The sequence below is a fragment of the Cellulosimicrobium funkei genome, assembly GCF_004519295.1.
GTDB classification, from domain to species: Bacteria; Actinomycetota; Actinomycetes; order Actinomycetales; family Cellulomonadaceae; genus Cellulosimicrobium; species Cellulosimicrobium funkei.
In genome coordinates, this window is the sequence record NZ_SOZH01000001.1 from 277,128 (window position 1) to 299,773 (window position 22,646).

Consider the following 22,646-nt stretch of genomic DNA (forward strand, 5'->3'; position numbering starts at 1 on the left):
GCGGAGGGTCGTCGGAGCTCCCGGTGCGACGAGTCTCAGGCCCGACGGCGCTCGGGCACGTGCAGGCGGCGGAGGAACCGGTCGGTGCGCAGCGGCGGGCCGCGCCGGTCGAGGAGCGACACGACGACGAGGGTCGCCGTCGCGAGCGGGATGGTCCAGGCGGCGGGCTGGGCGAGCAGGGCGCGCACGACGCCGGGGACGCCGTCGGCCGTGCTGCCGGACGGGCTCCCGTACCCCGCGGCGACGAGCGCGGACGACGCGAGCAGCGCCGTCGCGCACAGGACGGCGCCCACGACCATGCCCGCCACCGCGCCGCGCGCGGTGAGGCCGCGCCACCACACGCCGAGCAGGATCACGGGGGACAGGGCCGACGCCGCGAAGACGAACACCGTCCCGACGCTCGTCACGAGGCCCTGCGGGATGGTGACGAGCGCGAACGCGAGCGGGATGAGCGTGCACGCGACCGCCGACCAGCGGAAGGACCGCACGGTGCCGCCGAACAGGTCCTGGCTCACGACGCCCGCCAGCGCGACCACGAGCCCCGACGACGTCCCGAGGAACGCGGCGAACGCCCCGGCGACGACGAGCGCGGCGAGGAGCTCGCCGCCGAGCCCGGGCACGAGGCGGGTCGGCAGCGCGAGGACGACGGTGTCCGCCACCCCGGGCGCCGCGAGGTCGGGCGCGACGACCCGCGCCACGAGCCCGAGCGTGCTCGACACCATGTAGAACACGCTGATCATGACGAGCACGACGACGGTCGTGCGGCGGGCCGAGCCGCCGTCGGGCGAGGTGTAGAAGCGCACGAGGACGTGCGGCAGGCCGGTCGTGCCGAGCAGGAGGGCGAGCAGGAGCGAGACCGTGGCGTACGCGTCGAGGCCGCCCGGCCCGGCCTCGTGGGGGAACACGGCGCCGGGGTCGAACGTGACGACGGCGCCGCCGGGCTCGAACGCCCCGCCGAGCGCCATGAGCACGAAGACGAGCGGCACCGCGAGCGCGGTGAGCTTGACCCAGAACTGGAACGCCTGGACGAACGTGATGGAGCGCATCCCGCCCGCGGCGACGACGGCGCTCACCACGACCGCGATCCCCACCGAGCCGACCCACGGCGGCACCGCGGCCACGCTCGTGATGACGAGCGCCGCCCCGTGGAGCTGCGGCACCACGTAGAGCCACCCGATGACCAGCACGAGCACGCTCGTCACTCGGCGCGCGACCACGGAGTCGAGCCGGGCGTGCACGAAGTCGGGGATCGTGTACGCGCCGCTGCGCCGCAGGGGGCCCGCGACGAACAGCAGGACGAGCAGGTAGCCCGCCGCGTACCCCACGGGGAACCAGAACGCCTCCGCGCCGGACAGCAGCACGAGGCCGGAGAGCCCGAGGAACGTGCCCGCAGACAGGTACTCGCCGCTGATCGCCGACGCGTTCCAGACCGGCCGCACGGTGCGCGACGCGACGAAGAAGTCGCTCGTGGTGCGCGAGATCCGCAGGCCGTAGAACCCGATGAGGCCGGTCGCGAGGAGGAGCAGCGCGATCGCGACGAGGGGCAGCGCGCTGGTCACGGCGCACCGCAGTCGTCGGGGCCGGGCTCGTCGGGCCCGCCCGCGCCCTCGGCGAGCGCGCGGTACCGGCGCTCGTTGCGCGCCGCCGCGACCGCGAAGACGACCGCGAACGCGACGATCACCGGGTAGAAGCCGTACGCGTGCACGAGCCACGGCAGCGGCACGCCGAGCAGCACGACGTCGTCCAGCGCGGGCACGCCGCTCATCGTCACCGTGAGCAGCGTGACGACCGCGAGGAACGACGCCACGCACGCCAGCCCGAGCCGGAGCTGGGCCCGCACGAGCCCGCGCGTGTACGCGGTCGCGGCGTCGTCCGGCTCGCCGGTCCGTGCCGTGCCCGACGGCGCCCCACCCCCCGGGGCGGCGCCCTCACCGGGGCCGGGGCGAGGGCCGGGGCGCGCCGCGGGGAGGTCGGTGGACCGGACGCGCACGCGCGCGTCCCGACGCGGGTCGGTGCCCGTCACGGCGCGCCCCGGTGCGGCCCGAGGAGCGCCTCGCGCACGGCGGGCACCATGCGGCGGCTCACCGGGACCTCGTGCCCGGCGACGACGAGCGCGGGCTGCGCCCCGCCGAACCGCGCCGCGGTCACGGCCGCGCGGTCCACGAGGTACGACCGGTGCACGCGCAGGAACCCCGCGGGCGCCCACCGCTCCTCGAGATCGGAGAGCGGCTCGCGCACGAGGAACTGCTCGGTGTCCGTCACGAGCCGGGAGTAGTCGCCCTGCGCCTGCACCCACCGCACCGCGCTGCGCCGGACGAGCCGCGTCGTCGTGCCGACCGTCACGACGAGCGTCTCCTCGGCCGGGGCCGCACCGCCCGCCGGGTCGCCGGCAACCGGCGGTGGAGCGGCGGCGCTCGCGGACGGTGCCGCCGCGTCGGTCGCGGGGGTGCGCCCCGCCGCGGTGCGCTCCGCGACCCGTTCGACGACGCGGTCGACCGCGCGCGTGAGCCGCTCGCGCCGCACGGGCTTGAGCACGTAGTCGACGGCCTCGACGTCGAACGCCTCCAGGGCGCGCGCCTCGTCGGCGGTGACGAACACGACCGCCGGGCGGTCGGCGAACCGCGAGAGCGCGCGGGCGAGGTCGAGGCCGGTCAGCCCCGGCATGTGGATGTCGAGGAACGCCGCGTCCACCGTGCGCGACGAGAGCTCGCGCAGCGCCTCGGAGCCGCTCGCGACCCCGCGCACGGTGCGCACGCGCGGGTCGCGGCGGAGCAGGGCCACGAGCTCGTCGAGCACAGGCCGCTCGTCGTCGGCGACGAGCACGTCCAGCCCGACGGCGTCGCCCGCCCCGCCGGGGAGACCGCCGGCCGGAGCCGGGTCCGGGGTGGTCACGGCACGCTCACCTCCGTCTCGTGCAGCGGCTGCGACCGCGGGACGCGCAGCCGCACGAGCGTGCCCGAGCCGGGCGCGGTCTCGATGTCGAGCGCGTGGTCGTCGCCGTAGAGCTGACGCACGCGCGTGTCGACGTTGCGCAGGCCCACGTGCGTCGTGTCGCGCGACGTGAGGAGCTCGCGCACGACGGCCGGGTCCATGCCGACGCCGTCGTCCTCGACCGTGATCTCCGTCTGGGTGCCCTCGTCGCGCGCGGTGATGACGATCGTGCCGCCGTGCTCGCGCGGCTCCAGACCGTGGCGCACGGCGTTCTCGACGAGGGGCTGCACGGAGAGGAAGGGGATGACGGCCGTCAGCGACTCCGGCGCGATCTGCAGGGTGACGGCGAGGCGCTCGCCGAACCGGGCGCGCTCGAGCTCGACGTACGAGTGGATCGAGCGCAGCTCGTCGGCGAGGGTCGTGAAGTCGCCGCGCCCGCGGAACGAGTAGCGCGTGAAGTCGGCGAAGTCGAGCACGAGGTCGCGCGCCCGCTCGGGGTCGGTGCTGATGAACGACGCGATGGCCCCGAGCGCGTTGTAGATGAAGTGCGGGCTGATCTGGGCGCGCAGCGCGCGCAGCTCGGCCTGCGCGAGCGCCGTGCGCGACGCCTCCAGCTCGGCGAGCTCGAGCTGCGCCGCGCACCACTGCGCCACCTCGCCCGTCGCGCGCACGAGCGGCGGCCGCACGGTGTCGGCGAAGGCGACGACGACCCCGGCGACGCGGCCGCCCGCGACGACGGGCGCCCCGACGGCGTCCTCGACGTCGCCGCTCTCGACGTGGCGCCGTCCCGTCGCGAGGACGCGCTCGGCGACGCGCCGCGCGTCGGGCTCGAGCGTCGAGCTCCCGTCGAGAGCGACCGCCCCGTCCGCCGTGACGACGGCGAGCGCGTCGGCACCGAGGAGCTGGCGCAGGGAGCGGGCCGCGCGGCCGACGTCGTCGCCGTCGAGCCCGTCGCGCAGGTGCGTCGCGGCGCGCGACGCGAGGTGGAGGGTGCGGAACGTCGCCCGGTCGGAGTCGCTCCCGAGCTCGCGCGACCCGCGCGCGAGCCGCCAGGCGAGCACGAGCCCGAGGGTGAGCAGGACGCCCACGACGAGACCGGCGGCGGCGCCGGCGAACACGGGCCCGGACATGCAGTGATCGTATCCAGCGCGGCGTCACCCGCCCCGGTAGGCAGGTAAGGTTAGGCGACCCTATCCCACGACGGAGGAACCTCCTGTGCCGATCTCCCGGACCACGTCGAGCCCGCGCGTGCGCCGCAGCGTCACCACCACCGCCCTCGTGCTCGCCGCGACCCTCCTCGCGGCGTGCTCGTCCGACCCCGAGCCCGCGGCGACGGCGCCGGACGACACCGCGGCGGGGTACGCCGTCGAGCACGCGCGGGGGACCGCCGAGCTCGACGCGGCGCCGCAGCGCGTCGTGACGCTCGAGCCCGTCGAGACGGACACGGCCGTCGCGCTCGGAGTCGTCCCCGTGGGCGCCGCCGTGCTGAGCGTCGAGGCGGGCGTGCCCGCGTACCTCGGCGAGGAGGCGCAGGCGATCGAGGTCGTCGGGACCGTCCCCGAGCCGAACCTCGAGGCCATCGCGGCGCTCGAGCCGGACCTCATCCTCGGCACGGAGTCGCGCCACTCCGACCTGTACGACCAGCTCGCGAGCGTCGCGCCGACCGTCTTCATGGCGACCCAGACCGACCCGTGGCAGGAGAACGTGCTGCTCGTCGGCCGCGCGCTCGGCCGCGAGGCGGACGCCCAGGCTCTGCTCGACGCCTACGACGCGCGGTGCGCCCAGCTCCAGGAGGACTACGGCGTCTCCGGCACGGCGCAGCTCCTGCGCCCGCGCGACGGCATCGTGTCCGCGTACGGGCCGCGGTCGTTCGCGGGCAGCACGCTCGAGTGCGTCGGGTTCACGACGCCGGAGCAGGAGTGGGGCGAGGACATCTCCGTGGACCTGTCCCCGGAGCGCGTGACCGAGGCCGCCGCCGACCTCGTGCTCGTCTCGGCCGCCGACCCCGACGACGCGTCCGCGGTGCCCGCGGAGATCCCGCTCAACGCCGCGTCGTTCCCCGACGTGCGCGTCGTGGACCAGTCGTCCTGGATCAGCGGCGTCGGGCCGCTCGGCGGGCAGGCCGTGCTCGACGACGTCGAGCGCTTCCTGCAGGACCGTGCCGGCTCCTGACGCGGCGGCCGGGCCCCCGGCGACCGCCGGGAGCCCGGCCGGGTGCCGGTTCCACCGGTCGCCCAACGTGCTCTTCCCGACGACGGTCGCGCGCGTGCACGACGTCGGCCCGCGCCTCGTGCGCGTGACGCTCGCCGGTCCGGACCTCGCCGTGTGCGCCGACGTCGGGCTCGACCAGCGCGTGAAGATCCTGCTCCCGGGGCCGGGCGCGGACCGCCTCGCGCGCCGGGCGCGCCTCGCGGACGAGAGCACGTGGCGCCGTGAGTGGTCCGCGCTCGACGACGACGAGCGCCCCGTCATGCGCTCGTACACGCCCGTGGCCGTGCGGTCGGAGGCCGCCGAGGTCGACCTCGACCTGTACCTGCACGAGCCCGCGGGCCCGGCGAGCGCCTGGGCGCGGCGGGCGGCGGTCGGGGACCGCGTCCTGCTGTCCGCGCCGCACGCGCGGTACGGCGTGACCGACCATGGCACGCAGTGGGACCCGGGGCCCGCCGTCGGGCACGTGCTCCTCGTCGCGGACGAGACGTCCGCGCCCGCGGTGCGCGGGATCCTCGCGAGCCTCGGCCCCGACGTCCGGGCGCACGTGCTCGTCGAGGCCGACGACCCGGCGGACGCCCCGCTCGGTGACGTGCCCGCGACCGTGCACGTCGAGCGCGTGCCCCGCGCGCGACGCCGGGGCGCCGAGCGGGCGGTGCTGGGCGCCGTCCGCGACTGGGTCGCGGAGCACGGCCGGTCCGCGGCCTCTGCGGGTGACGGCTTCTACGCGTGGTGCGCGACGGAGAGCGCCACGGTCGCGCGCGTCCGGGCCGAGCTCGTGGCGGCGGGCGTGGCGCGGTCGCGCGTGCACGCCCAGGGCTACTGGCACGACCGCGCCCGGCCGGACGCGTCGGTCAGACGAGGAACGCGACCATGACGACGAACGCGACCAGGAAGAACAGCAGCACGCCGACCCCGACGAGCAGGCCCAGCGCGACCGGGTGCGCCTGACGCCACGGCACGAGCCGGGGGTCCATCGCCCGCAGCTGCACGGGAGTGACCGGCTGGTGGACCGGGTTGAGGGGGACGCCGCGGTGCGCGAGGTCGAGCGCGACGGCCGAGAGCTGGTCGCGGTCCCACATCTGCCCGACGAGCAGGGCGAGGCGCTTCGTCGGCCCCACGACGATGAGGTGGTGCGTCGGCGTCATGCCCCCGAACCCCATGCTGTCGACCGTGACGACGCGCTCGATCTCGGCCACCGTGAACCGCCGCGGTCGGCCCCAGCCCTGGACCGTCACCGACCCGTCGCCGAACGTGACGCGGGAGCGGTCGGTGAAGCGGCGCGCGAGCACGTACGTCAGCGGGATCATCGCGAGCACGACGCACGCGTACCCGAGCGCGAGGGCGAGGTTGCGCGTGCTGATCCCCAGGGAGACCGCCGTGAGCCCGAGGATCGGCACGAGGACCGCGGCGAACGTGAGGTTGGCGCGCACCACGCGGCGCTTGGCGTCGTCGTGCAAGGTCAGCTCCGTCACGGGCGGCATCGTCCCACGGCACCGCGCCCTCGCGCCGGGTGGCCCGCCCGGGCGGTGCACGGTTCGCCCACCGGGCGGCACGATCGCTCTGCTACCTCCCGGCCTCGTCGTCGGGCGCGGCAGAGTCGATCAGGGCGAGCCACGCGTTCAGCTCTTCGACCGCCTGTCCGAGCGTCAGGGGCAGACGAGCATCAGCGGCTGCGCGCTGGTAGTCCGCCGACCAGTGCTGGTGGGCGACCACCTCGCACGGCCACGTGCGCACGGCGCGCCCGAGAGTCCGGGCGTCACGTGCCCGCGCGTCGAAGATGTCCACGACCGCGGCGCGTACGGCCACGGGGTTGTCCCCGATCTCGTCGATCTCGCGCAGCAGTAGGAGATCCACGACGTCGCGAGCCCGATCGTTGACGGAGCCCGGTGGCTCGTGAGGGTCCGAGCACGCGTGGATCTTCTGGGCGACCTGGTACCGCAGCGCCAGGCCGACGAGGGCCACGGGATCCGGCAGACCGACGGGAGCGAGCGGTGGTGCTGTGAACGGCTCGGGGTCCTGGCCGGCTCCGCCCTCGTCAGGGGCGATCTCGACCTGGACCTTGCGCCACGTCTTGCCTTGCATCTCCAGGACGACGTCGAAGCGTCGGGGCTTGATCACGCGCGTGGGGGTCTCGATGACGTCGACCGCCGTGCGGCGGAGCGACAGCGGTCCCCACGGCTCGTCCAGGACGTCGTCGAGCTTGTCGAGGAAGTCGGCGATATCGCCGCGGACAAGACCGTCGACGTCCTTGGTGGCGCGCGTGGAGGCGGCCGGGAGGCGGTGCTGGAGCAGGGTGCCGCCCTTGAGCAGGAAGTGTGGCTGCCCGTCGAGGTCCAGTGCGCGCTGAAGGACGGCGACGACGACGGTCGAGGCGATGAGCCAGCTCAGGCGTCCGCCGTAGGACCCGACCTTCTGCTCGGTCTGATTGATCCAGCTGCTGAGCATGCTCGACGAGGCCGGCGCCTTGGTCTTGGGCTTGAGCTCGGCGAGCGCGCGGGGCAGGTCAGGGAGCTGTGTCACGGTCTTCGAGTCTCCTTCTGAGGCGTTCGCCCTCGTCGGCGGTGATGCGCCCGCTCTCTCGTGCGCCGTGCAGGGCTTGTCGCAGCAGATAGGTCGGGGTCCCGTTCTCGATGCACTGCTCGATCGCGGTCGCAGGCTTGACGGTCGGGATCTGCTCGAACCACCCGATCTGGCGAGGCTCGAGGTCCTGATGGTGGACCTCGATCCCCTGTGCGCCCGAGCGTCGGATGCGTCGGTGCGTCGGCACGGTGACGTGGATGCGGTCGGGGTTGACGTCGCTGAGCTCGTACAGGGACAGGGCGGTCTCGTGGGACAGGGCTGCGTTCTCCACGCCGGTCCACAGCACGGCCAGATGCAGGTTGTCGTACTCGGAGGCGGGCACGACGGGCATGCGATAGACGCCGTGCGCGACCTTCTGCAGTGCGCCACGCGCGATGAGCATGCGCAGTGCGTTCGGGCTGTGCCCGTCACGCAACGCGTCGGCACGCGTGACGAAGCCATGACGCTCGAACGCCTCCTCAAGGAGGCGTTCCCGAGTAGGTGCCATGTCAAAAGTGTATCGAAAACGAGATACTTTTGACACTCACCTCGTGGCGACTCGCGCCGTCGGTCCGCTTCTTCGCCGTCCGCGAGACGTCCACGAGCGCGATGACGTCGTCGGCACGTGAGAGTCCGGGGCCGACAGCGTGCCGCCCGCAGCCTTCCGCTCAGGAGCCGCGGAAGAGGCGCTTGCGCGACCGCGGGTGGCCGGGGGAGCCGGCGGGCATGTCGTAGGCGCTCGTCCACACCGGGACGTCGTCGGGCGGGAGCGCACCGGCGCGGACCGCGGCCTCGTCCAGGTGCCGCGCGACGGCGCCGAAGCTCTCGCGGCAGGAGAGCTGGCCCTCGACGAGGGAGAGCGTGACGACGGTGCGGTGCGCGGCGCCGTCGGGCTGGACCGTAGCGACGCCCCGCCCGTGCGAGAAGAACGCCGCCGCACGCGGGGTGACGAGGCGGAGCACGTCGAGGTCGTCGAGGAAGAGCGCGCGGGCCGCGCCCCCGACCTCCCACAACGACGCGCCCTCGCGGTGCGCGGCGTCGGACGCCCGGCGCTTCCAGCGCAGCGCGCCGAACGCGGCGGCGACCCACCCGGCCGCCGTCTCGGGGTCGGTCGCGAGCACGAGGGTGCACGCGGAGAACGTCCCCCGCGGCGGGTCGGACGTGATGCGGACGGGAGGGCGAGCCACGCCCGTCACCGTGGCCCGTGGGGGTCGGGCCCCTCGCCGAGGGCGGCGAGCGCCCGCAGCAGCACGTCGTGACCGGACCGGGCGGCCCCGGGCAGCCAGGCGGCGAAGACCGCGCCGAAGGCGAGGGGGAGGAGCGCGACGAGCCACGCGACCCCGTTCCGGTAGACGGCGCCGAGCGTCGCGATCCCGGCGGCCGCGGCGAGCCAGATCGCCACCAGCACGAGGTCCAGCCCGCTCGGGGCGACCGTCCCGCGCACGCGGACGCCGTCGGGCTCCTCGGTGAGCCGGGCGCGCAGCACGCTGTGCCCGCTCGCGTGCGCGCCGGGGGCCCAGCGGCGGGCGACGAGCACGTCGTCGCGCACGCGGACCCGGACCTCCTGCCCGCGGCGGGGCAGCTCCGCGGCGCGCTGCCGGACGTCGGCGACGGAGACCCGCGGCAGGAGCAGGTCGAGGGGGACGCGGAGCACGGCGCCGAGCCTAGGCCGTCAGCAGCAGCGCGACCCCGGGTTGGCGTCCTGCTCGGCGTGCCGCATGCGCCAGAACTCGCGCTCGGTCATGACGACGCCACCCGGGTGCACCGCGCGCTGGTGCGCGGCGTAGGTCGCGTACGCGTCGTCGCCCATCACCTGCCGCACGTACCAGCGGACGTGGGCCGCGCCGTCGTGCACGCGGGCCGCCGCGGTGCGGAGCCCCGCCACGACGGTCGCACGGACCGTCGTGGCGGGACCCTGCGTCCCCTGCCGCACCGTCACCGGTGCCCCGTCGCGGCAGGGCGCTTCTCGGGCGGCAGCGCCGCCCACTCCTTCTGGATCGCCTTCTCGGCCTTCGTCGCGAACAGGTCGGCCGGGGCGAACCGGCGCGACGCGACGGGCGGGTCCTCGTGGTTGGCGCCGCCGCCGTCGCGCAGCGCCTTCGCGGTCACGAGGACCGACGCGACGATGACGACGATCGCGAGGACGACGAACACGATCGAGAGCGTGCCCTGGACGAACGTGTTGCGGACGACCGCCTCCATCGCCTCGACCGAGCCGGCGGTGCCGAACGACGTCTCGCCGGCGGCGAGCGCGTCCTTGAACGCGTTGTGGTTGGCCCAGTACCCGACCGCGGGGACGGGGGAGAAGATCTTCTCGATCGACGCCCAGATGGTGATGACCGCGGTGAACGCGAGCGGCGCCGCGACGATCCACAGCCAGCGCTGGTAGCTGCGCCCGCGCTTGGCGACGATCGCCAGCACGACGGCGAGCGCGATGGCCGCGAGGAGCTGGTTCGCGATGCCGAACAGCGGGAAGAACGTGTTGATCCCGCCGAGCGGGTCGGTGACGCCGAGGTAGAGGATGCTGCCCCACCCGGCGACCATGATCGCGGTGCACAACCACACGCCTGGCCGCCACGTGACGTCGCGGAACTTCGGCGACACGTTGCCGAGGGTGTCCTGGAGCATGAACCGCGCGACGCGCGTGCCGGCGTCGACGGCGGTGAGGATGAACAGCGCCTCGAACATGATGGCGAAGTGGTACCAGAAGCCCATCATCGCGGTGCCGCCCACGAGCTGCTGCATGATGTGCGCGAGGCCGAGCGCGAGCGTCGGGGCGCCGCCCGTGCGGGACACGATCGACGGCTCCCCGACGGCCTCCGCGGTCGACGTGAGCATGTCCGGCGTGAGGTTGACGCCCATGAGGCCGAGCCCGTTGACGAACGCGACCGCGCCCTCGACCGTGCCGCCCGTGGCGGCGGCGGACGAGTTCATCGCGAAGTAGATGCCGCGGTCGATGGAGATCGCGGCGACGAGCGCCATGATCGCGACGAACGACTCCATGAGCATGCCGCCGTAGCCGATGAAGCGCGTCTGGCGCTCCTTCTCGACGAGCTTCGGCGTCGTGCCCGACGCGATGAGCGCGTGGAAGCCGGACAGCGCGCCGCACGCGATGGTGACGAAGAGGAACGGGAACAACGCCCCGGACACGACCGGGCCCGTCTCGCCGCTCGCGAACTCGCTGATCGCGGGCACCGTGATCTCGGGCCGCACGACGATCACCGCGACCGCGAGGACGACGATGACGCCGACCTTCATGAACGTCGAGAGGTAGTCGCGGGGCGCGAGCAGGAGCCACACGGGCAGGACGGCGGCGACGAAGCCGTACACGATGACGCCGACCGCGATCGTCGTGCGGTCGAGGTGGAAGAGCTCGGCGCCCCACGCGGTGTCCGCGATCCAGCCGCCGCCGACGATCGCGGCGAGCAGCAGCACGAAGCCGATGACCGAGACCTCGGTGATCTTCCCGGGCCGGATGTACCGCAGGTACACGCCCATGAACAGCGCGATGGGGATCGTCATCGACACGGAGAACACGCCCCACGGGCTCTCGCCGAGCGCGTTGACGACGACGAGCGCGAGGATCGCGACGATGATGATCATGATGAGCAGCGACGCGACGATCGCGGCGGTGCCGCCCACGCGGCCGAGCTCCTGACGCGCCATCTGGCCGATGGTCCGCCCGCCGCGGCGCATGGAGAAGAACAGGACGAGGTAGTCCTGCACCGCGCCGGCGAGCACGACGCCGACGATGATCCAGATCGTGCCGGGCAGGTAGCCCATCTGGGCGGCGAGCACCGGGCCGACGAGCGGGCCCGCGCCGGCGATCGCGGCGAAGTGGTGGCCGAACAGCACGTGCCGGTCGGTCGGGACGTAGTCCTTGCCGTCCTCGCGGGCCTCGGCGGGCGTGGCGCGGCGGTCGTCGGGGCGCGTGATGTAGCGCTCGATGACCTTGGAGTAGAAGCGGTACCCGATGAGGTACGTGCACACGGCGGCGAACACGAACCAGATCGCGTTCACGGTCTCGCCGCGGACGACCGCGAGCATGACCCACGCGATGCCGCCGAGCAGGGAGATCGCGGCCCACAGGGCGATCTTCTGCGGCGTCCAGCGGGTGCGCGTCTGTGCCCCGGGAAGCTCCTCGGGCACCGCGGTGGGGGGCAGGGACGGGTCCGGCACGATCTCCGGGTCGTCGTCCGCGGCGTTCCGCGCCGCGCGGGTGTCTGTCGTCATCGAGCCTCTCCAGGGTCGCGTCGTTGCGGTCCGACCACGGAAGGCTAGGAACCGCGGCGGACCGTGATCCACGTCACGGCGGCGGGCGGTCGAGGTGTGCGACGAACGGTGGTCGGTGTGCGACGAACGGCGCGGGAAGAAGGTTGCGCGCGCCTCGTAGCCTGGGGCGGTGCAGACGCTGACGACGCCCCGACTGACCCTCCGCCCCTGGCAGCCCGACGACGCCGACGCCGTCCTCGACATCTACTCCCGCTGGGACGTGATGCGGTACGTCGGGACGACGCCGCGCGTCCTGGAGCACCGGGACGAGGCGCTCGCGCGCGTCGCCGCGTGGGCCGAGGTCGACGACGGCACGCACGGCGTCTGGGCGGTCGTCCCGCGCGAGGACGACGGTGCCGGTCTGCCCGACGGCGCGCCCGTGGGGACCATCCTGCTCAAGTCGATCCCGGCGTCGGGCACGGGCGACCCGCTGCAGCCGTCCGGCGACACGGAGATCGGGTGGCACTTCCACCCCGCCGCGTGGGGCCGCGGGTACGCGTCGGAGGCGGCCTCGGCCGTCCTCGCGCACGCGTTCGCGCGGGGCCTCGACCGGGTCGTCGCCGTGACGCACCCCGACAACGCGGCGTCCCAAGCGGTGTGCCGACGGATCGGCATGACCCCCCGCGGCAGGACCGACGCCTACTACGGCGTGACGTGCGAGCTGTTCGACGTCACCGCGGCGGAGGGGGTGCGGGCGGCCCGACCCGCGTGAGGCGGCGGACCGCACCGAGGACGTCGACGTCGTCGTGCGGCTCGGTGTCGAGCGCGCGGTGGATCGTCATGCCTTCGATGAACGCGTCGAGCACGCGGCACGTCGCGGGGTCGAAGTGGCGGCCCAGCGCGGCGCGGCTGCGACGCATCCAGTCGTTGGTGAGCGTCCGGTAGGCCGGGTCCCGCGCCGCGAGCGTGTAGAGCTCGTGCGAGAGCACGAGGTCGCGCTGCGTCGCGAAGACGTCGTGCGTGATGAGCGTCGTGACGGCCTGGACGGCCTCCTCGGGCGTGCGCGCGTCGCCCATGCGGCGCTCGAACTGCGCGGCGGCCTCGCGCGTGAACCGGCCGAACGCCTCGCGCAGCAGGTCGTCCATCCCGGCGAAGTGGTACGTCATGGAGCCGAGCGGGACGTCGGCCGCCGCCGCGACGCGCCGGTGCGAGGTCCCTTCGACCCCGTGCTCCGCGATCACGTCGAGGCACGCGTCGATGATGCGGTCGCGGCGCTCCGGGTCGTGGCGGCGCGCGCGGCCCGTCGGGCCGGGAGGCGTGGGGGTCTCGGTCACGGGTCAGATGTTCTCGCGGATCACGCGCGCCGGGTTGCCGACGGCCACGACGTTCGCGGGCAGGTCGCGCGTGACGACGGACCCCGCGCCCACGACGGTGTTGTCGCCGATCGTCACGCCCGGGCACACGATGACGCCGCCGCCGAGCCACACGTTGTCGCCGAGCGTGATGGGCTCGGCGGCCTCGAGCTTGTCGCGCCGCGGCTGGGGGTCGACGGGGTGCGTGGGGGTGAGGAGCTGGACGTTCGGCCCGAGGAGACAGTCGTCGCCGATGGTGATCGCCGCGACGTCGAGCGCGGTGAGCCCGGAGTTGACGAACGTCCGGTCGCCGAGGTGCACGTTGCTGCCGAAGTCCACCGCGAGCGGGGGCTTCACCGACGCGCCCTCGCCGAGCGAGCCGAGCAGGTCGGTGAGGATCGCGCGGGCGCCGTCGTCGTCGCCGTCGAGCACCGCCCGGTGGTAGGCGTCGACGAGGCGCAGGCCGCGCTGGACGCCGCGCGCGATCTCCGGGTCGTCGGCGACGTACAGGTCGCCCGCGGCCATGCGCTCGTAGCTGGTGCGGTCGTCGCCGGCGAAGTAGTCGGTGGTCATGCGCTGGTCTCCTGGGACTCGAGGGTGCTGCCGTGCGGGGCGGGGTGGTGCGGCGAGGTGGTGGCGCGGCGCGGTGCGAGGACGCCGGCGAGCAGCACGACGACGACGCCCGCGAGCGGGAGCACGAGCAGGCCGGTCCGCAGGCTCGTGGCGTCGGCGACGAGCCCGACGATCGGCGGCGACAGGAGGAACCCGAGCCGCATGAGCCACGAGACGAGCGTGAGGCCCGTGCCCGCGCGCAGCCCGGGGAGCTCGTCCGCCTGCTGCATCGCGGCCGGGACGAGGGTCGCGACGCCGAACCCGGCGGCGGCGAACCCGGCGATCGTGCCTGGCACGGAGGGGAACGCGAGCGCGAGGCCCGTGCCGAGCGCGACGAGCGCACCCCCGGTCCGGGCGACGGCGCGCTGGCCGAAGCGGTCCACGAGGCGGTCTCCGACGAGGCGCCCGACGAACTGGGCGCCGACGAGCGCGACGAAGCCGGCGGCGGCGAGCGTCGCGGGGGCGCCGAGCGACCCGGACAGGTAGACCGCGGCCCACGTGCTGCCCGCGTCCTCGACGAGGGTGCCCGCGACGGCGACGAGCACGAGCGCAGCGAGGACGGCGGCCGTGCGGCCCCGGGACGTGCGCGCGAGTGTTGCGCCGGCCCCTGCGGGTTCCGCGCCTGCCGGGGCACCGGCGGGGGTCGCGGCGGCCTCCGCCGCGACGGCGTCAGGCGCCTCGCCGTCGAGCCCGGGCAGGCACCAGCGCAGCGCGACGAGCGCGACCACCGCGAAGAGCGCGCCCGTGATCGCGAGGTGGACGCCGAGGGGCAGGCCGAGCGCGATGGCGGCGGCCGCCATGCCGCCGCCCACGACGGCGCCGACCGACCACAGCGCGTGGAAGCCGTTGATGATGGAGCGGCCGTACCGGCGCTGCACGCGCAGGCCGTGCGCGTTCTGCGCGACGTCGGTGAACGCGTCCATCGCCCCCGCCGCGAACAGCGCGACGACGAGCAGCGGCAGGGCGGGCGCCAGGCCCGCGAGCAGCAGCCCGGCCGCGGTGAGCACGGTGCCGGCGACGGCGACGCGCGCCGACCCGAACCGGCGGACGAGCGCCGCGGCGGCGAGCCCGGCGGTGATGGCCCCCGCGGGGAACGCCGCGACGGCGAGCCCGTACGTCGCGTTGCCCAGATCGAGCCCGGCCTTGATCTCGGGGTAGCGCGGCACGAGGTTCGCGAACAGCGCGCCGTTCGTGAGGAACAGCGCTGCGACGGCGACCCGCGCGCGCCGGACGTCCGGCGCCGGGCGCGCGAGGGTGGGAGACGACATGCGGACGATCGTACACATCGTGCGTACGGTCGTACATATCCCGGGTCAGCGCCCGGTCAGCAGCCTGTCAGCGAAGGCGTCCCATTCGGTGACCAGGTCCACGGTCGCGGGGGAGCGCAGCCAGCGCAGCTGCAGGCCGTCCATGGCGGCGAGCGTCTCGCGGGCCGTCGTGACGACGGCCGCCCCCAGGAGGCCGTCGGTTCGGGCCGCCCGGGAGAACAGGTCCATGACCCATTCTTCGCGCTGCTGGAAGTAGGTGTAGGCCGGGTGCGACTCGTCGAGGGACTCCCCCTGGAGCACCGTGTACAGGCGCACGATCTCCGGTTGGGTGGCGTTGCGGGCGACGAGCGCGGCGCACAGATCGCGGAGCCCGACGGGGAGCGGATCGTCGTCGATGGCGGTCACGGGGACTGCGAGGCGTTCGGCGAGCGCGGCCATGTCGACCGCGTCGCGGTGCTCGAGCACCGCGACCAGCAGGCCGTCCTTCGACCCCGCGTGGTGCAGGACCCCGGCCTCGGTGATGCCGCAGTCGAGCGCCACGTCGCGCAGGGTGAGGCCCCAGAACCCGCGCTCGGCGATGAGCCGGCTCGCGGATGCCAGGATCTGTGCGCGGCGGTCTGCCGCGGCCATGCGCGTGCGGGGTCGTGCGCTCCAGGGGGCTGTGGTCATCGCTCCTCGTCGGGTCGTCGTTCGCCACTCTACGCCGGGGCGTCGCGGCTGGTCAGGCGCGTGCCAGTCCCCGCTCCGGCGGGCAGGAGCGCGGCCCGGGACGAAGGGCCCCTTGCTCGGGCGGCTACCACGACCTATCTTACTGAACACCTACTAGGTACTCAGTACCACTCACGACTCACGGACGAGGTGTGCAGGATGACGAGCGACGACGCCGCCGGGACGACGACCGTCCCGACCGACACCGGGGCCTTCGGCCTCGCGACCGACGAGGTGCGCGCAGGCGCAGACCCCGTCGCGCAGGCCACGGGCCTGTACGACCGGCTCACCGACGACGAGCGGCTCTGGCTCCTCGACGGCGACCTCGAGTTCTGGAAGGGGATGCGCTCGTTCGTGGAGGACGGCTACAACGTCTTCCCCTACGTGATGGGCGCCGTGGACCGGCTCGGCATCCCGGGGATCCGGTTCGTCGACGGACCACGCGGGTGCGTCGTCGGCCGTTCGACGGCGTTTCCGGTCTCCATGGCGCGCGGCGCCACGTGGGACGTCGAGCTCGAGGAGCGAGTGGGGCGCGCGATCGGCGCGGAGATCCGCGAGCAGGGCGGCAACTTCTTCGGTGGCGTGTGCATCAACCTGCCGCGCCACCCGGCGTGGGGCCGCTCGCAGGAGACGTACTCCGACCAGCCCCTGCTGCTCGGCGCGCTCGGGGCTGCGCTCACGCGCGGCGTGCAGCACCACGCGATGGCGTGCATGAAGCACTACGCGCTCAACTCGATGGAGAACGCGCGCTTCTCGGTCGACGTCACCGTCGACGAGGCCACCCTCCACGAGGTCTACCTCCCGCACTTCAAGCAGGTGTCGGACGCGGGCGTAGCGGCCGTCATGAGCTCCTACAACTCGGTGAACGGCGAGTGGGGCGGTCAGAACCCGTACACCCTCACCACGGTCCTGCGCGAGGACTGGGGCTTCGAGGGCACCGTCGTCACGGACTTCATCTGGGGCATGCGCGACGGGGCGAAGGCGCTCGCCGCCGGGCTCGACGTCGAGGCGCCGTTCCGCCAGCAGCGTGGTGCATGGCTGCGTGATGCCCTCGAGGACGGCCGTGCCACCTGGGCGGACGTCGAGCGCGCGGGCGTGCGCATCCTCGCGACGCAGCTGCGCCACCACGCCGGGCGCGACGCCGACGAGCCTCGCGGCACCGTCGTGAGCGCCGAGCACGTCGACCTGGCGCGCGAGGCGGCGCGGCGCGCCGTCGTGCTCCTCAAGAACGACGAGGCGTCCGGCGCGCCCGCGCTCCCGCTCGACCCGGCCGCCCTGCGTCGCCTGGCCGTCGTCGGCCGTCTCGCGGATGTCGCCAACACCGGTGACCACGGGTCGTCCGACGTCCGGGCCCCGTACGTCGTCACCGCGGTCGAGGGCCTGCGCGCCGCGATCCCCGGGGCCGAGATCGTCACGGCGGACCCGCAGCGGGGTGCCCCGGCGGCTGCGGAAGCGGCCCGCGGTGCCGACGCGGCCGTCGTCGTCGTCGGGTACACCGCCGCCGACGAGGGCGAGTTCGTCGACGGCTCCGTCGCGACGCGCGAGGACCTCCTGCGCCTCTACCCGGACCCGGTGGACGACGCCCAGCGCGCCGACCGCGACGCCGTCATGGCCGCGATGGGCCAGGGGTTGAGCGTCGTGGGCAGCGGGACCGCGGGCGGCGACCGCCGCGACCTGCACCTGCGGCCCGAGGACGTCGAGACCATCCGTGCGGTCGCGGCGGCCAACCCGCGCACCGTCGTCGTCGTGGTCAGCGCCGGCGCGGTTCTCATGGAGGAATGGGTCGACGACGTCCCGGCCGTCCTGCTCGGCTGGTACGCCGGCATGGAGGGCGGCAACGCGCTCGCCGACGTGCTGCTCGGCGCTCACAACCCGTCCGGGCGTCTGCCCTACCCGATCCCGGCGTCCGCGGACCACCTGCCGCCCCTCGACATCGACGCGACCGCGATCACGTACGACCGCTGGTACGGGCAGCGGCTGCTGCAGCGCGACGGCGTCGACGCCCTCTTCCCCCTGGGCCACGGGCTGGCGTACACGACGTACGAGGTGACGCGGATCGACGTCGGCACGGTCGACCGCGCCGCGGGCCACGCCGAGGTGCGCGCGACCGTGCGCAACACGGGCGACCGCGACGGTCGCCACGTCGTCCAGGTGTACGGCTCGCGGGCCGACGGTGACCGTGCGGGCGAGCGCGAGCTGCTGGGCTTCGCCGTGGTGGACGTCCCGGCGGGGTCGAGCGTCACGGTCCCGGTGGCGCTCGACCTCACGCCCTTCGGGCGCTGGGACGAGCGCACCCGAGGGGTCGTCGTCGCGGCGGGGCCGGTCGTGCTCGAGGCGGCCTCGTGCTGGGGCGACGCGGGCGCGGCACGGGCGGAGGCCGAGCTGTGACCGCGACCGGACCCGGCGCCGTCGCGCCCGAGGTCGTCAGCGAGTGGTCCGGCACCGTCGAGGACGGTCAGCAGCCGCGCCGGCCGCTGCGCGTCGGCGTCGCCCTCGCGCTGGGCGTGGTGCTGTGGCTCGGCCCCTACCTGGGCGTCAACGCCGTCCTGCTCCCCGCGCGCGTCGCAGAGATCGCTCCGGCGAACAAGGAGGCGGTCGTCGCGCTCCTCGCCACGAGCGCGATGGTGGTTGCCACGATCGCGAACATCCTGTTCGGCGCGCTCTCCGACCTCACACGCTCGCGCTGGGGGCGGCGCACGCCGTGGATCGTCGTCGGGTCGGTCGCGTCCGCGGCGATGCTGCTCGTCGTGGGCTCGGTGCGCAGCGTCGGGCTGCTGGTCGTCGCGTGGTGCGTCTACCAATTCTTCCTCAACGCGATCGTCGCGCCGCTCATCGCCGTGATCTCCGACCGTGTCGCCCCGCGTCACCGCGGCACGATCTCGTCCGTCTACGCCCTCGGGTACTCCGCGGGCCTCTACGGCGGGCAGATCGTGGGCGCGCAGTTCCTCGGCTCGCTCACCGGCGGTTTCACGGTCCTGGCCGCCCTGACCCTGCTCTCGGGCCCGGTCGCCGCCCTGCTCATGCGCGAGGGCTCGAGCCTGGGCATGGCCCGGCGCCGTCTCGACAAGCGGATGCTGCTGGACAACTTCTCGTTCCCGCGGCGCGGTGCGCGCGACTACTACCTCGCGCTGTTCGGGAAGTTCCTCATCATCGCCGCGACGTTCGCGATCTCCGGCTACCAGCTCTACATCCTCACGGACTACATGCGCCTCGGCGAGGACGAGACCTCGCGGTACGTCTCGCTGGTGTCCCTGTTCCTCATGATCACGGCGCTCGTGATGTCGGCCGTGGCGGGCCCGGTCTCGGACCGCCTGCGGCGACGGCGGCTGCCTGTGGTCGTGGCGGCCGTGCTCGTCGCGATCGGCGCGTTCGTGCCGTTCGTGTCCGCCGAGCCCTGGACGATGCTCGTCTACGGGCTCGTCGCCGGCATCGGCATGGGCGCCTTCAACGCCGTCGACCAGGCGCTCAACGTCGAGGTGCTGCCCAATCCGGAGACGGCCGCGAAGGACCTGGGCATCCTCAACCTCGCCAACACGGGTGGGCAGATCCTCGGACCGGTCCTCGCGGCTGCCGCGATCACGGCGCTGGGCTACCACGCGATGTTCCCCGTCGCGGCTGTGCTGGCCCTCGTCGGTGCGGTCCTCATCCTGCTCATCCGGTCCGTCCGCTGAACGGAGGAGCTCTTCCGGCCGGCGTCGTGCGTCACGTGCGCAGGCCCGTGACGCACGACGCCGGCGCTCGAGGGCGCGGCGGCGTGGTCTGCGCCTAGGCTGGCGGACATGGACACCGAGGAGCGCCTGGCCGTCTTCATCGACTACGAGAACCTCGCGCTCGGGGCGCGCGAGCACCTGGGCGGCATGACGTTCGACTTCGGCCCGATCGCCGACGCGCTCGCCGTGCGCGGGCGCGTCGTCGTGCGGCGGGCGTACGCGGACTGGTCGTACTTCGACGAGGACCGTCGCTCGCTCACGCGGCACCAGGTCGAGCTCATCGAGATGCCCCAGCGCATGGGGGCGTCCCGCAAGAACGCCGCCGACATCAAGATGGTCGTCGACGCGATCGAGATGGCGTTCGAGCGCGACTACATCTCGACGTTCGTCATGTGCACGGGGGACAGCGACTTCTCCCCGCTCGTCCACAAGCTGCGCGAGCTGAACAAGCGCGTGATCGGCGTGGGCGTCGAGAAGTCGACGTCCCGCCTCCTGCCGCCCGCGTGCGACGAGTTCCTCTTCTACGACCGGCTCGAGGGTGTCGACGTCCCCGACGAGCCGGAGCCCCGCTCGGTCCGCGGCGGGCGCGCCGGGGCGCCGTCGGGCGGCGCGAAGGCGAAGCGCACCGGGGGTCGCACGTCCGGGCGCCGCAAGGCGACCGAGATCGCCGAGCCGGAGGTCGAGACCCCGGCCGCGGCGGCGCTCGCGGAGCTGGGCGAGGCCGTCGGGCGCTCGTCGCGCCGGGGCGAGCCCGTCGTGACCGAGAACGCCGAGGTCGACGGCGAGACGACGCCCGTCGAGCAGCCGACCGACGAGCCCGCGCTCGTCGCGACGACTCCGGAGGCCGACGACGACGCGCCGTCGGGCGAGGACGTCCCGATGGAGGTGCGCGTCGCGCAGACGCTGGCCGACCTCGAGGCGTCCACGAGCGGTCCGGTCACCGCGTCGGTGCTCAAGCGCACGCTGCTGCGCAAGGACCCGACGTTCAGCGAGGCGGACTACGGGTTCCGCAACTTCGGCGAGTTCCTGCGGTTCCTCGCCGACCGGAGCTTCGTGGAGCTCGCGCCCGGCCCCGCGACGGGCGACCCGGAGGTGTCGCTGCCCGCGCAGGGCGACACGGACCAGGCGTTCGCGCTCGTGCGCGACGTGGTCCGCGAGGAGGGCGGCTCGACGGTCCTGTCCGGGCTGAAGAACGCGATCCGCAAGAAGCGCCCCGACTTCAGCGAGAAGGCGCTCGGCTACCGCGGGTTCCTGCAGTTCTGCAAGGCGGCGCAGGCCGCCGGCGCCGTCGACCTCGCCTGGGACGACGACGCCGACGACTACCGCGTGACGGTCGCCTGACGCTCACTCGGCCGTGGCGCCGGGCGCCGGGGACCACCCCGGGGCCCGGTCGCGGCGCCCGCTCCCGCGTCGCGGTCAGCGACCGACGAAGGCGAGCAGCGCCTCGTTGACCTCGGCCGCGTGCGTGACGAGCAAGCCGTGGGGAGCGCCCTCGACCTCGACGTACTCGGCGTCCGGCACGAGCTGGCGGAAGCGGCGCCCGGTCGCGTCGATCGGCAGGATGTTGTCCTTCGTGCCGTGCAGGATCAGCGTCGGCTTGCCGGCCGCGCGGACGGCCTCGACGTCGGCCCGGAAGTCCTCGATCCAGGTCGGCACGACCGCGTACGCGGCGACGGGCGCGGACCCGATCGCGGTGATCCAGCTCGCGTGCACGGCGTCCTCGCTGATGCGGGTCCCGAGGTTCTCGTCGAGGTTGTAGAAGTCCTTGTAGAACTGCGTGTACCAGGCGTAGCGGTCGGAGCGCGCGGCCTCGACGATGCCGTCGAACACGGACTGCGGGACGCCCTCCGGGTTGTCGTCGCGCTGGACGAGGAAGGGCTCGAGCGAGGCGAGGAACGCGAGCTTGGCGACGCGCTCGTGCCCGTGGTTCTTCACGTAGCGGGCGAGCTCGCCGGTGCCCATAGAGAAGCCGACGAGGATCACGTCGCGCAGGTCGAGCGTCTCGAGGACGGTGTCGAGGTCGGCTGCGAACGTGTCGTAGTCGTAGCCGCTGCCGACCTTGCTCGACGCGCCGAACCCGCGGCGGTCGTAGGTGATGACGCGGTGGCCGGCGTCGAGCAGCTCGCGCTTCTGCAGCTCCCAGCTGTGGCCGTCGAGCGGGTAGCCGTGGATGAGGACGACCGGCTGGCCGGTGCCCTGGTCCTCGTAGTAGAGCTCGATGTCGGTGGAGTTCTCCTGCCCGACGGTGATGTACCCCATGGTCGTGCTCCCTTCGCGGCGTCGGGAGAACGGTCGTTCTCCCGTGAGTCGCTACACTAGAGAACGATGGTTCTCCGCGCAAGCGGTACGACGTGAACAGGAGATGAGCGATGCTCGACGACACGAGCGCCCGTGCGGCCGTGGTGGCCGCGGCCGACCGGCTGTTCTACGCCCAGGGCGTGCAGTCCGTCGGGATGGACGCCGTCCGCGCCGAGGCCGGGGTGTCGCTCAAGCGCATCTACTCGCTCTTCCCGTCCAAGGACGACCTCGTCGTGGCCGTGCTGCGCCAGCGCACGCGCCGGTGGGACGAGGGGATCGCGCAGGCCGCCGCGGGAGCGGCCACGCCCCGCGACCGCCTCCTCGCGGTGTTCGACTTCCTCGACGCGTGGTTCCGCGAGGACGGCTTCCGCGGGTGCGCGTTCATCAACTCGTTCGGCGAGCTCGGCGCGACGTCGCCCGGGGTCGCCGCCGCGGTGCGCGAGCACAAGGAGTCGTTCCAGCGGTACGCGCGCGACGTCGTGCGCGAGGCGGGCCTGCCCGACGACGTCGCGCTCCAGGTCGTGCTGCTCGCCGAGGGCGCGCAGACGACGGCGGCCATCACGCAGGACCTCGACGTCGCGCGCCAGGCGCGCCGGGCGGCCGAGGCGATCCTCGACGCGGCGGTCCCCGCGACGGCCTGACGTGCCTGGGTGGTCGGGCCCGGGCTCCGGGCACCGGGAGGGGTCGAGAATATGGGAGCGATCCCACGACACGCCGAGAGAGCGCTTGCTCGGCATGATCCCGCCGCCGTAGGTTCGCGACGGAGGGCCGAGGAACGGCCCCCG

23 protein-coding genes are annotated in these 22,646 nt (G+C 74.1%); 7 read left to right on the top strand and 16 right to left on the bottom strand.

What is annotated here, in order from left to right:
• Positions 1-35 precede the first annotated feature (35 nt).
• Genes E1O70_RS01230 through E1O70_RS01245 form a run of 4 tightly spaced genes read right to left on the bottom strand, consistent with a single transcriptional unit; the run spans position 36 to position 4,061 of the window.
• Positions 36-1,559: a sodium/solute symporter gene (locus E1O70_RS01230; RefSeq protein WP_061269086.1), complete on the bottom strand. Its 1,524-nt coding sequence runs from the start codon at positions 1,557-1,559 to the stop codon at positions 36-38.
• Entirely contained in the window at positions 1,556-2,023 is a 468-nt protein-coding gene (locus E1O70_RS01235; RefSeq protein WP_128957700.1) for a heavy metal transporter, read from the bottom strand. The genes E1O70_RS01230 and E1O70_RS01235 overlap by 4 nt, the downstream gene beginning before the upstream one ends.
• Positions 2,020-2,829 carry a LytR/AlgR family response regulator transcription factor gene (locus E1O70_RS01240; RefSeq protein ID WP_076404598.1) on the bottom strand — a complete coding sequence of 270 codons (810 nt, stop codon included), beginning with the start codon at positions 2,827-2,829 and terminating at the stop codon, positions 2,020-2,022. Before E1O70_RS01240 ends, E1O70_RS01235 begins: the two co-directional genes overlap by 4 nt.
• Before the next feature lie 59 nt (positions 2,830-2,888).
• Complete coding sequence (locus E1O70_RS01245) at positions 2,889-4,061, bottom strand: sensor histidine kinase (RefSeq protein ID WP_061269084.1); 1,173 nt, start codon at positions 4,059-4,061, stop codon at positions 2,889-2,891.
• An 85-nt stretch (positions 4,062-4,146) separates the two neighbouring features.
• Between E1O70_RS01245 and E1O70_RS01250 the strand changes: the two genes are divergently transcribed.
• The gene (locus E1O70_RS01250; RefSeq protein WP_240696557.1) at positions 4,147-5,103 is read left to right on the top strand and encodes an ABC transporter substrate-binding protein; all 957 of its coding nucleotides are present in this window, start codon (positions 4,147-4,149) and stop codon (positions 5,101-5,103) included.
• On the top strand, positions 5,090-6,016 hold the full coding sequence (locus E1O70_RS01255; protein ID WP_061269083.1) for a siderophore-interacting protein: 927 nt from the start codon (positions 5,090-5,092) through the stop codon (positions 6,014-6,016). The genes E1O70_RS01250 and E1O70_RS01255 overlap by 14 nt, the downstream gene beginning before the upstream one ends.
• On the opposite strand, the gene E1O70_RS01260 is transcribed toward E1O70_RS01255, so the two are convergent.
• From E1O70_RS01260 to E1O70_RS01290, 7 genes are all read right to left on the bottom strand, one after another.
• Positions 5,994-6,614, bottom strand: coding sequence for a hypothetical protein (locus E1O70_RS01260; RefSeq protein WP_061269082.1), 621 nt, complete (start codon positions 6,612-6,614; stop codon positions 5,994-5,996). The two genes, E1O70_RS01255 and E1O70_RS01260, sit on opposite strands and share 23 nt — an antisense overlap.
• A 91-nt stretch (positions 6,615-6,705) precedes the next feature.
• Positions 6,706-7,662, bottom strand: a complete 957-nt coding sequence (locus tag E1O70_RS19765) for a nucleotidyl transferase AbiEii/AbiGii toxin family protein (RefSeq protein WP_061269081.1) — start codon at positions 7,660-7,662, stop codon at positions 6,706-6,708.
• Positions 7,646-8,209, bottom strand: a complete 564-nt coding sequence (locus E1O70_RS01270) for a type IV toxin-antitoxin system AbiEi family antitoxin domain-containing protein (protein ID WP_061269080.1) — start codon at positions 8,207-8,209, stop codon at positions 7,646-7,648. Before E1O70_RS01270 ends, E1O70_RS19765 begins: the two co-directional genes overlap by 17 nt.
• 160 nt (positions 8,210-8,369) lie before the next feature.
• Positions 8,370-8,888, bottom strand: coding sequence for a hypothetical protein (locus tag E1O70_RS01275; RefSeq protein ID WP_128957702.1), 519 nt, complete (start codon positions 8,886-8,888; stop codon positions 8,370-8,372).
• A 5-nt stretch (positions 8,889-8,893) separates the two neighbouring features.
• A complete protein-coding gene (locus E1O70_RS01280) occupies positions 8,894-9,355 on the bottom strand; it encodes a hypothetical protein (protein WP_061269078.1) in 462 nt (153 codons plus the stop codon).
• A gap of 18 nt (positions 9,356-9,373) precedes the next feature.
• Positions 9,374-9,640, bottom strand: coding sequence for a YbdD/YjiX family protein (locus E1O70_RS20265; protein ID WP_308821110.1), 267 nt, complete (start codon positions 9,638-9,640; stop codon positions 9,374-9,376).
• The gene (locus E1O70_RS01290) at positions 9,637-11,934 is read right to left on the bottom strand and encodes a carbon starvation CstA family protein (RefSeq protein WP_043654433.1); all 2,298 of its coding nucleotides are present in this window, start codon (positions 11,932-11,934) and stop codon (positions 9,637-9,639) included. Before E1O70_RS01290 ends, E1O70_RS20265 begins: the two co-directional genes overlap by 4 nt.
• Positions 11,935-12,103: 169 nt before the next feature.
• Here E1O70_RS01290 and E1O70_RS01295 point away from each other — a divergent pair, with 169 nt between their 5' ends.
• Complete coding sequence (locus E1O70_RS01295) at positions 12,104-12,685, top strand: GNAT family N-acetyltransferase (RefSeq protein WP_061268964.1); 582 nt, start codon at positions 12,104-12,106, stop codon at positions 12,683-12,685.
• Here the strand turns inward: E1O70_RS01295 and E1O70_RS01300 are convergent.
• Genes E1O70_RS01300 through E1O70_RS01315 form a run of 4 tightly spaced genes read right to left on the bottom strand, consistent with a single transcriptional unit; the run spans position 12,645 to position 15,814 of the window.
• Positions 12,645-13,247 (bottom strand): TetR/AcrR family transcriptional regulator, encoded by a 603-nt coding sequence (locus E1O70_RS01300; protein ID WP_061268963.1) that lies wholly within the window; start codon positions 13,245-13,247, stop codon positions 12,645-12,647. The two genes, E1O70_RS01295 and E1O70_RS01300, sit on opposite strands and share 41 nt — an antisense overlap.
• 3 nt (positions 13,248-13,250) lie before the next feature.
• The gene (locus tag E1O70_RS01305) at positions 13,251-13,838 is read right to left on the bottom strand and encodes a sugar O-acetyltransferase (protein WP_061268962.1); all 588 of its coding nucleotides are present in this window, start codon (positions 13,836-13,838) and stop codon (positions 13,251-13,253) included.
• Positions 13,835-15,145: an MFS transporter gene (locus tag E1O70_RS01310; RefSeq protein ID WP_082774751.1), complete on the bottom strand. Its 1,311-nt coding sequence runs from the start codon at positions 15,143-15,145 to the stop codon at positions 13,835-13,837. The genes E1O70_RS01305 and E1O70_RS01310 overlap by 4 nt, the downstream gene beginning before the upstream one ends.
• Before the next feature lie 45 nt (positions 15,146-15,190).
• Entirely contained in the window at positions 15,191-15,814 is a 624-nt protein-coding gene (locus tag E1O70_RS01315; RefSeq protein ID WP_021482984.1) for a TetR/AcrR family transcriptional regulator, read from the bottom strand.
• 198 nt (positions 15,815-16,012) lie between these two features.
• Between E1O70_RS01315 and E1O70_RS01320 the strand changes: the two genes are divergently transcribed.
• The 3 genes from E1O70_RS01320 (at position 16,013) to E1O70_RS01330 (ending at position 20,904) form a co-directional block, all read left to right on the top strand.
• Complete coding sequence (locus E1O70_RS01320) at positions 16,013-18,241, top strand: glycoside hydrolase family 3 protein (protein ID WP_051028128.1); 2,229 nt, start codon at positions 16,013-16,015, stop codon at positions 18,239-18,241.
• Complete coding sequence (locus E1O70_RS01325; RefSeq protein WP_043654445.1) at positions 18,238-19,524, top strand: MFS transporter; 1,287 nt, start codon at positions 18,238-18,240, stop codon at positions 19,522-19,524. The genes E1O70_RS01320 and E1O70_RS01325 overlap by 4 nt, the downstream gene beginning before the upstream one ends.
• 108 nt (positions 19,525-19,632) lie before the next feature.
• Entirely contained in the window at positions 19,633-20,904 is a 1,272-nt protein-coding gene (locus E1O70_RS01330) for an NYN domain-containing protein (protein WP_061268961.1), read from the top strand.
• A 75-nt stretch (positions 20,905-20,979) separates the two neighbouring features.
• On the opposite strand, the gene E1O70_RS01335 is transcribed toward E1O70_RS01330, so the two are convergent.
• A complete protein-coding gene (locus E1O70_RS01335) occupies positions 20,980-21,822 on the bottom strand; it encodes an alpha/beta fold hydrolase (protein WP_061268960.1) in 843 nt (280 codons plus the stop codon).
• Positions 21,823-21,932: 110 nt separating this feature from the next.
• Here E1O70_RS01335 and E1O70_RS01340 point away from each other — a divergent pair, with 110 nt between their 5' ends.
• Entirely contained in the window at positions 21,933-22,502 is a 570-nt protein-coding gene (locus E1O70_RS01340) for a TetR/AcrR family transcriptional regulator (RefSeq protein WP_061268959.1), read from the top strand.
• Positions 22,503-22,646 lie beyond the last annotated feature (144 nt).

Coding starts and splice junctions, on each gene's coding strand:
- E1O70_RS01305 (WP_061268962.1), bottom strand. CDS start 13,838: ATGACCACCGACTACTTCGCCGGCGACGACCGCACCAGCTACGAGCGC.
- E1O70_RS01340 (WP_061268959.1), top strand. CDS start 21,933: ATGCTCGACGACACGAGCGCCCGTGCGGCCGTGGTGGCCGCGGCCGAC.
- E1O70_RS01310 (WP_082774751.1), bottom strand. CDS start 15,145: ATGTCGTCTCCCACCCTCGCGCGCCCGGCGCCGGACGTCCGGCGCGCG.
- E1O70_RS01315 (WP_021482984.1), bottom strand. CDS start 15,814: ATGACCACAGCCCCCTGGAGCGCACGACCCCGCACGCGCATGGCCGCG.
- E1O70_RS01270 (WP_061269080.1), bottom strand. CDS start 8,209: ATGGCACCTACTCGGGAACGCCTCCTTGAGGAGGCGTTCGAGCGTCAT.
- E1O70_RS01320 (WP_051028128.1), top strand. CDS start 16,013: ATGACGAGCGACGACGCCGCCGGGACGACGACCGTCCCGACCGACACC.
- E1O70_RS01290 (WP_043654433.1), bottom strand. CDS start 11,934: ATGACGACAGACACCCGCGCGGCGCGGAACGCCGCGGACGACGACCCG.
- E1O70_RS01245 (WP_061269084.1), bottom strand. CDS start 4,061: ATGTCCGGGCCCGTGTTCGCCGGCGCCGCCGCCGGTCTCGTCGTGGGC.
- E1O70_RS01330 (WP_061268961.1), top strand. CDS start 19,633: ATGGACACCGAGGAGCGCCTGGCCGTCTTCATCGACTACGAGAACCTC.
- E1O70_RS01335 (WP_061268960.1), bottom strand. CDS start 21,822: ATGGGGTACATCACCGTCGGGCAGGAGAACTCCACCGACATCGAGCTC.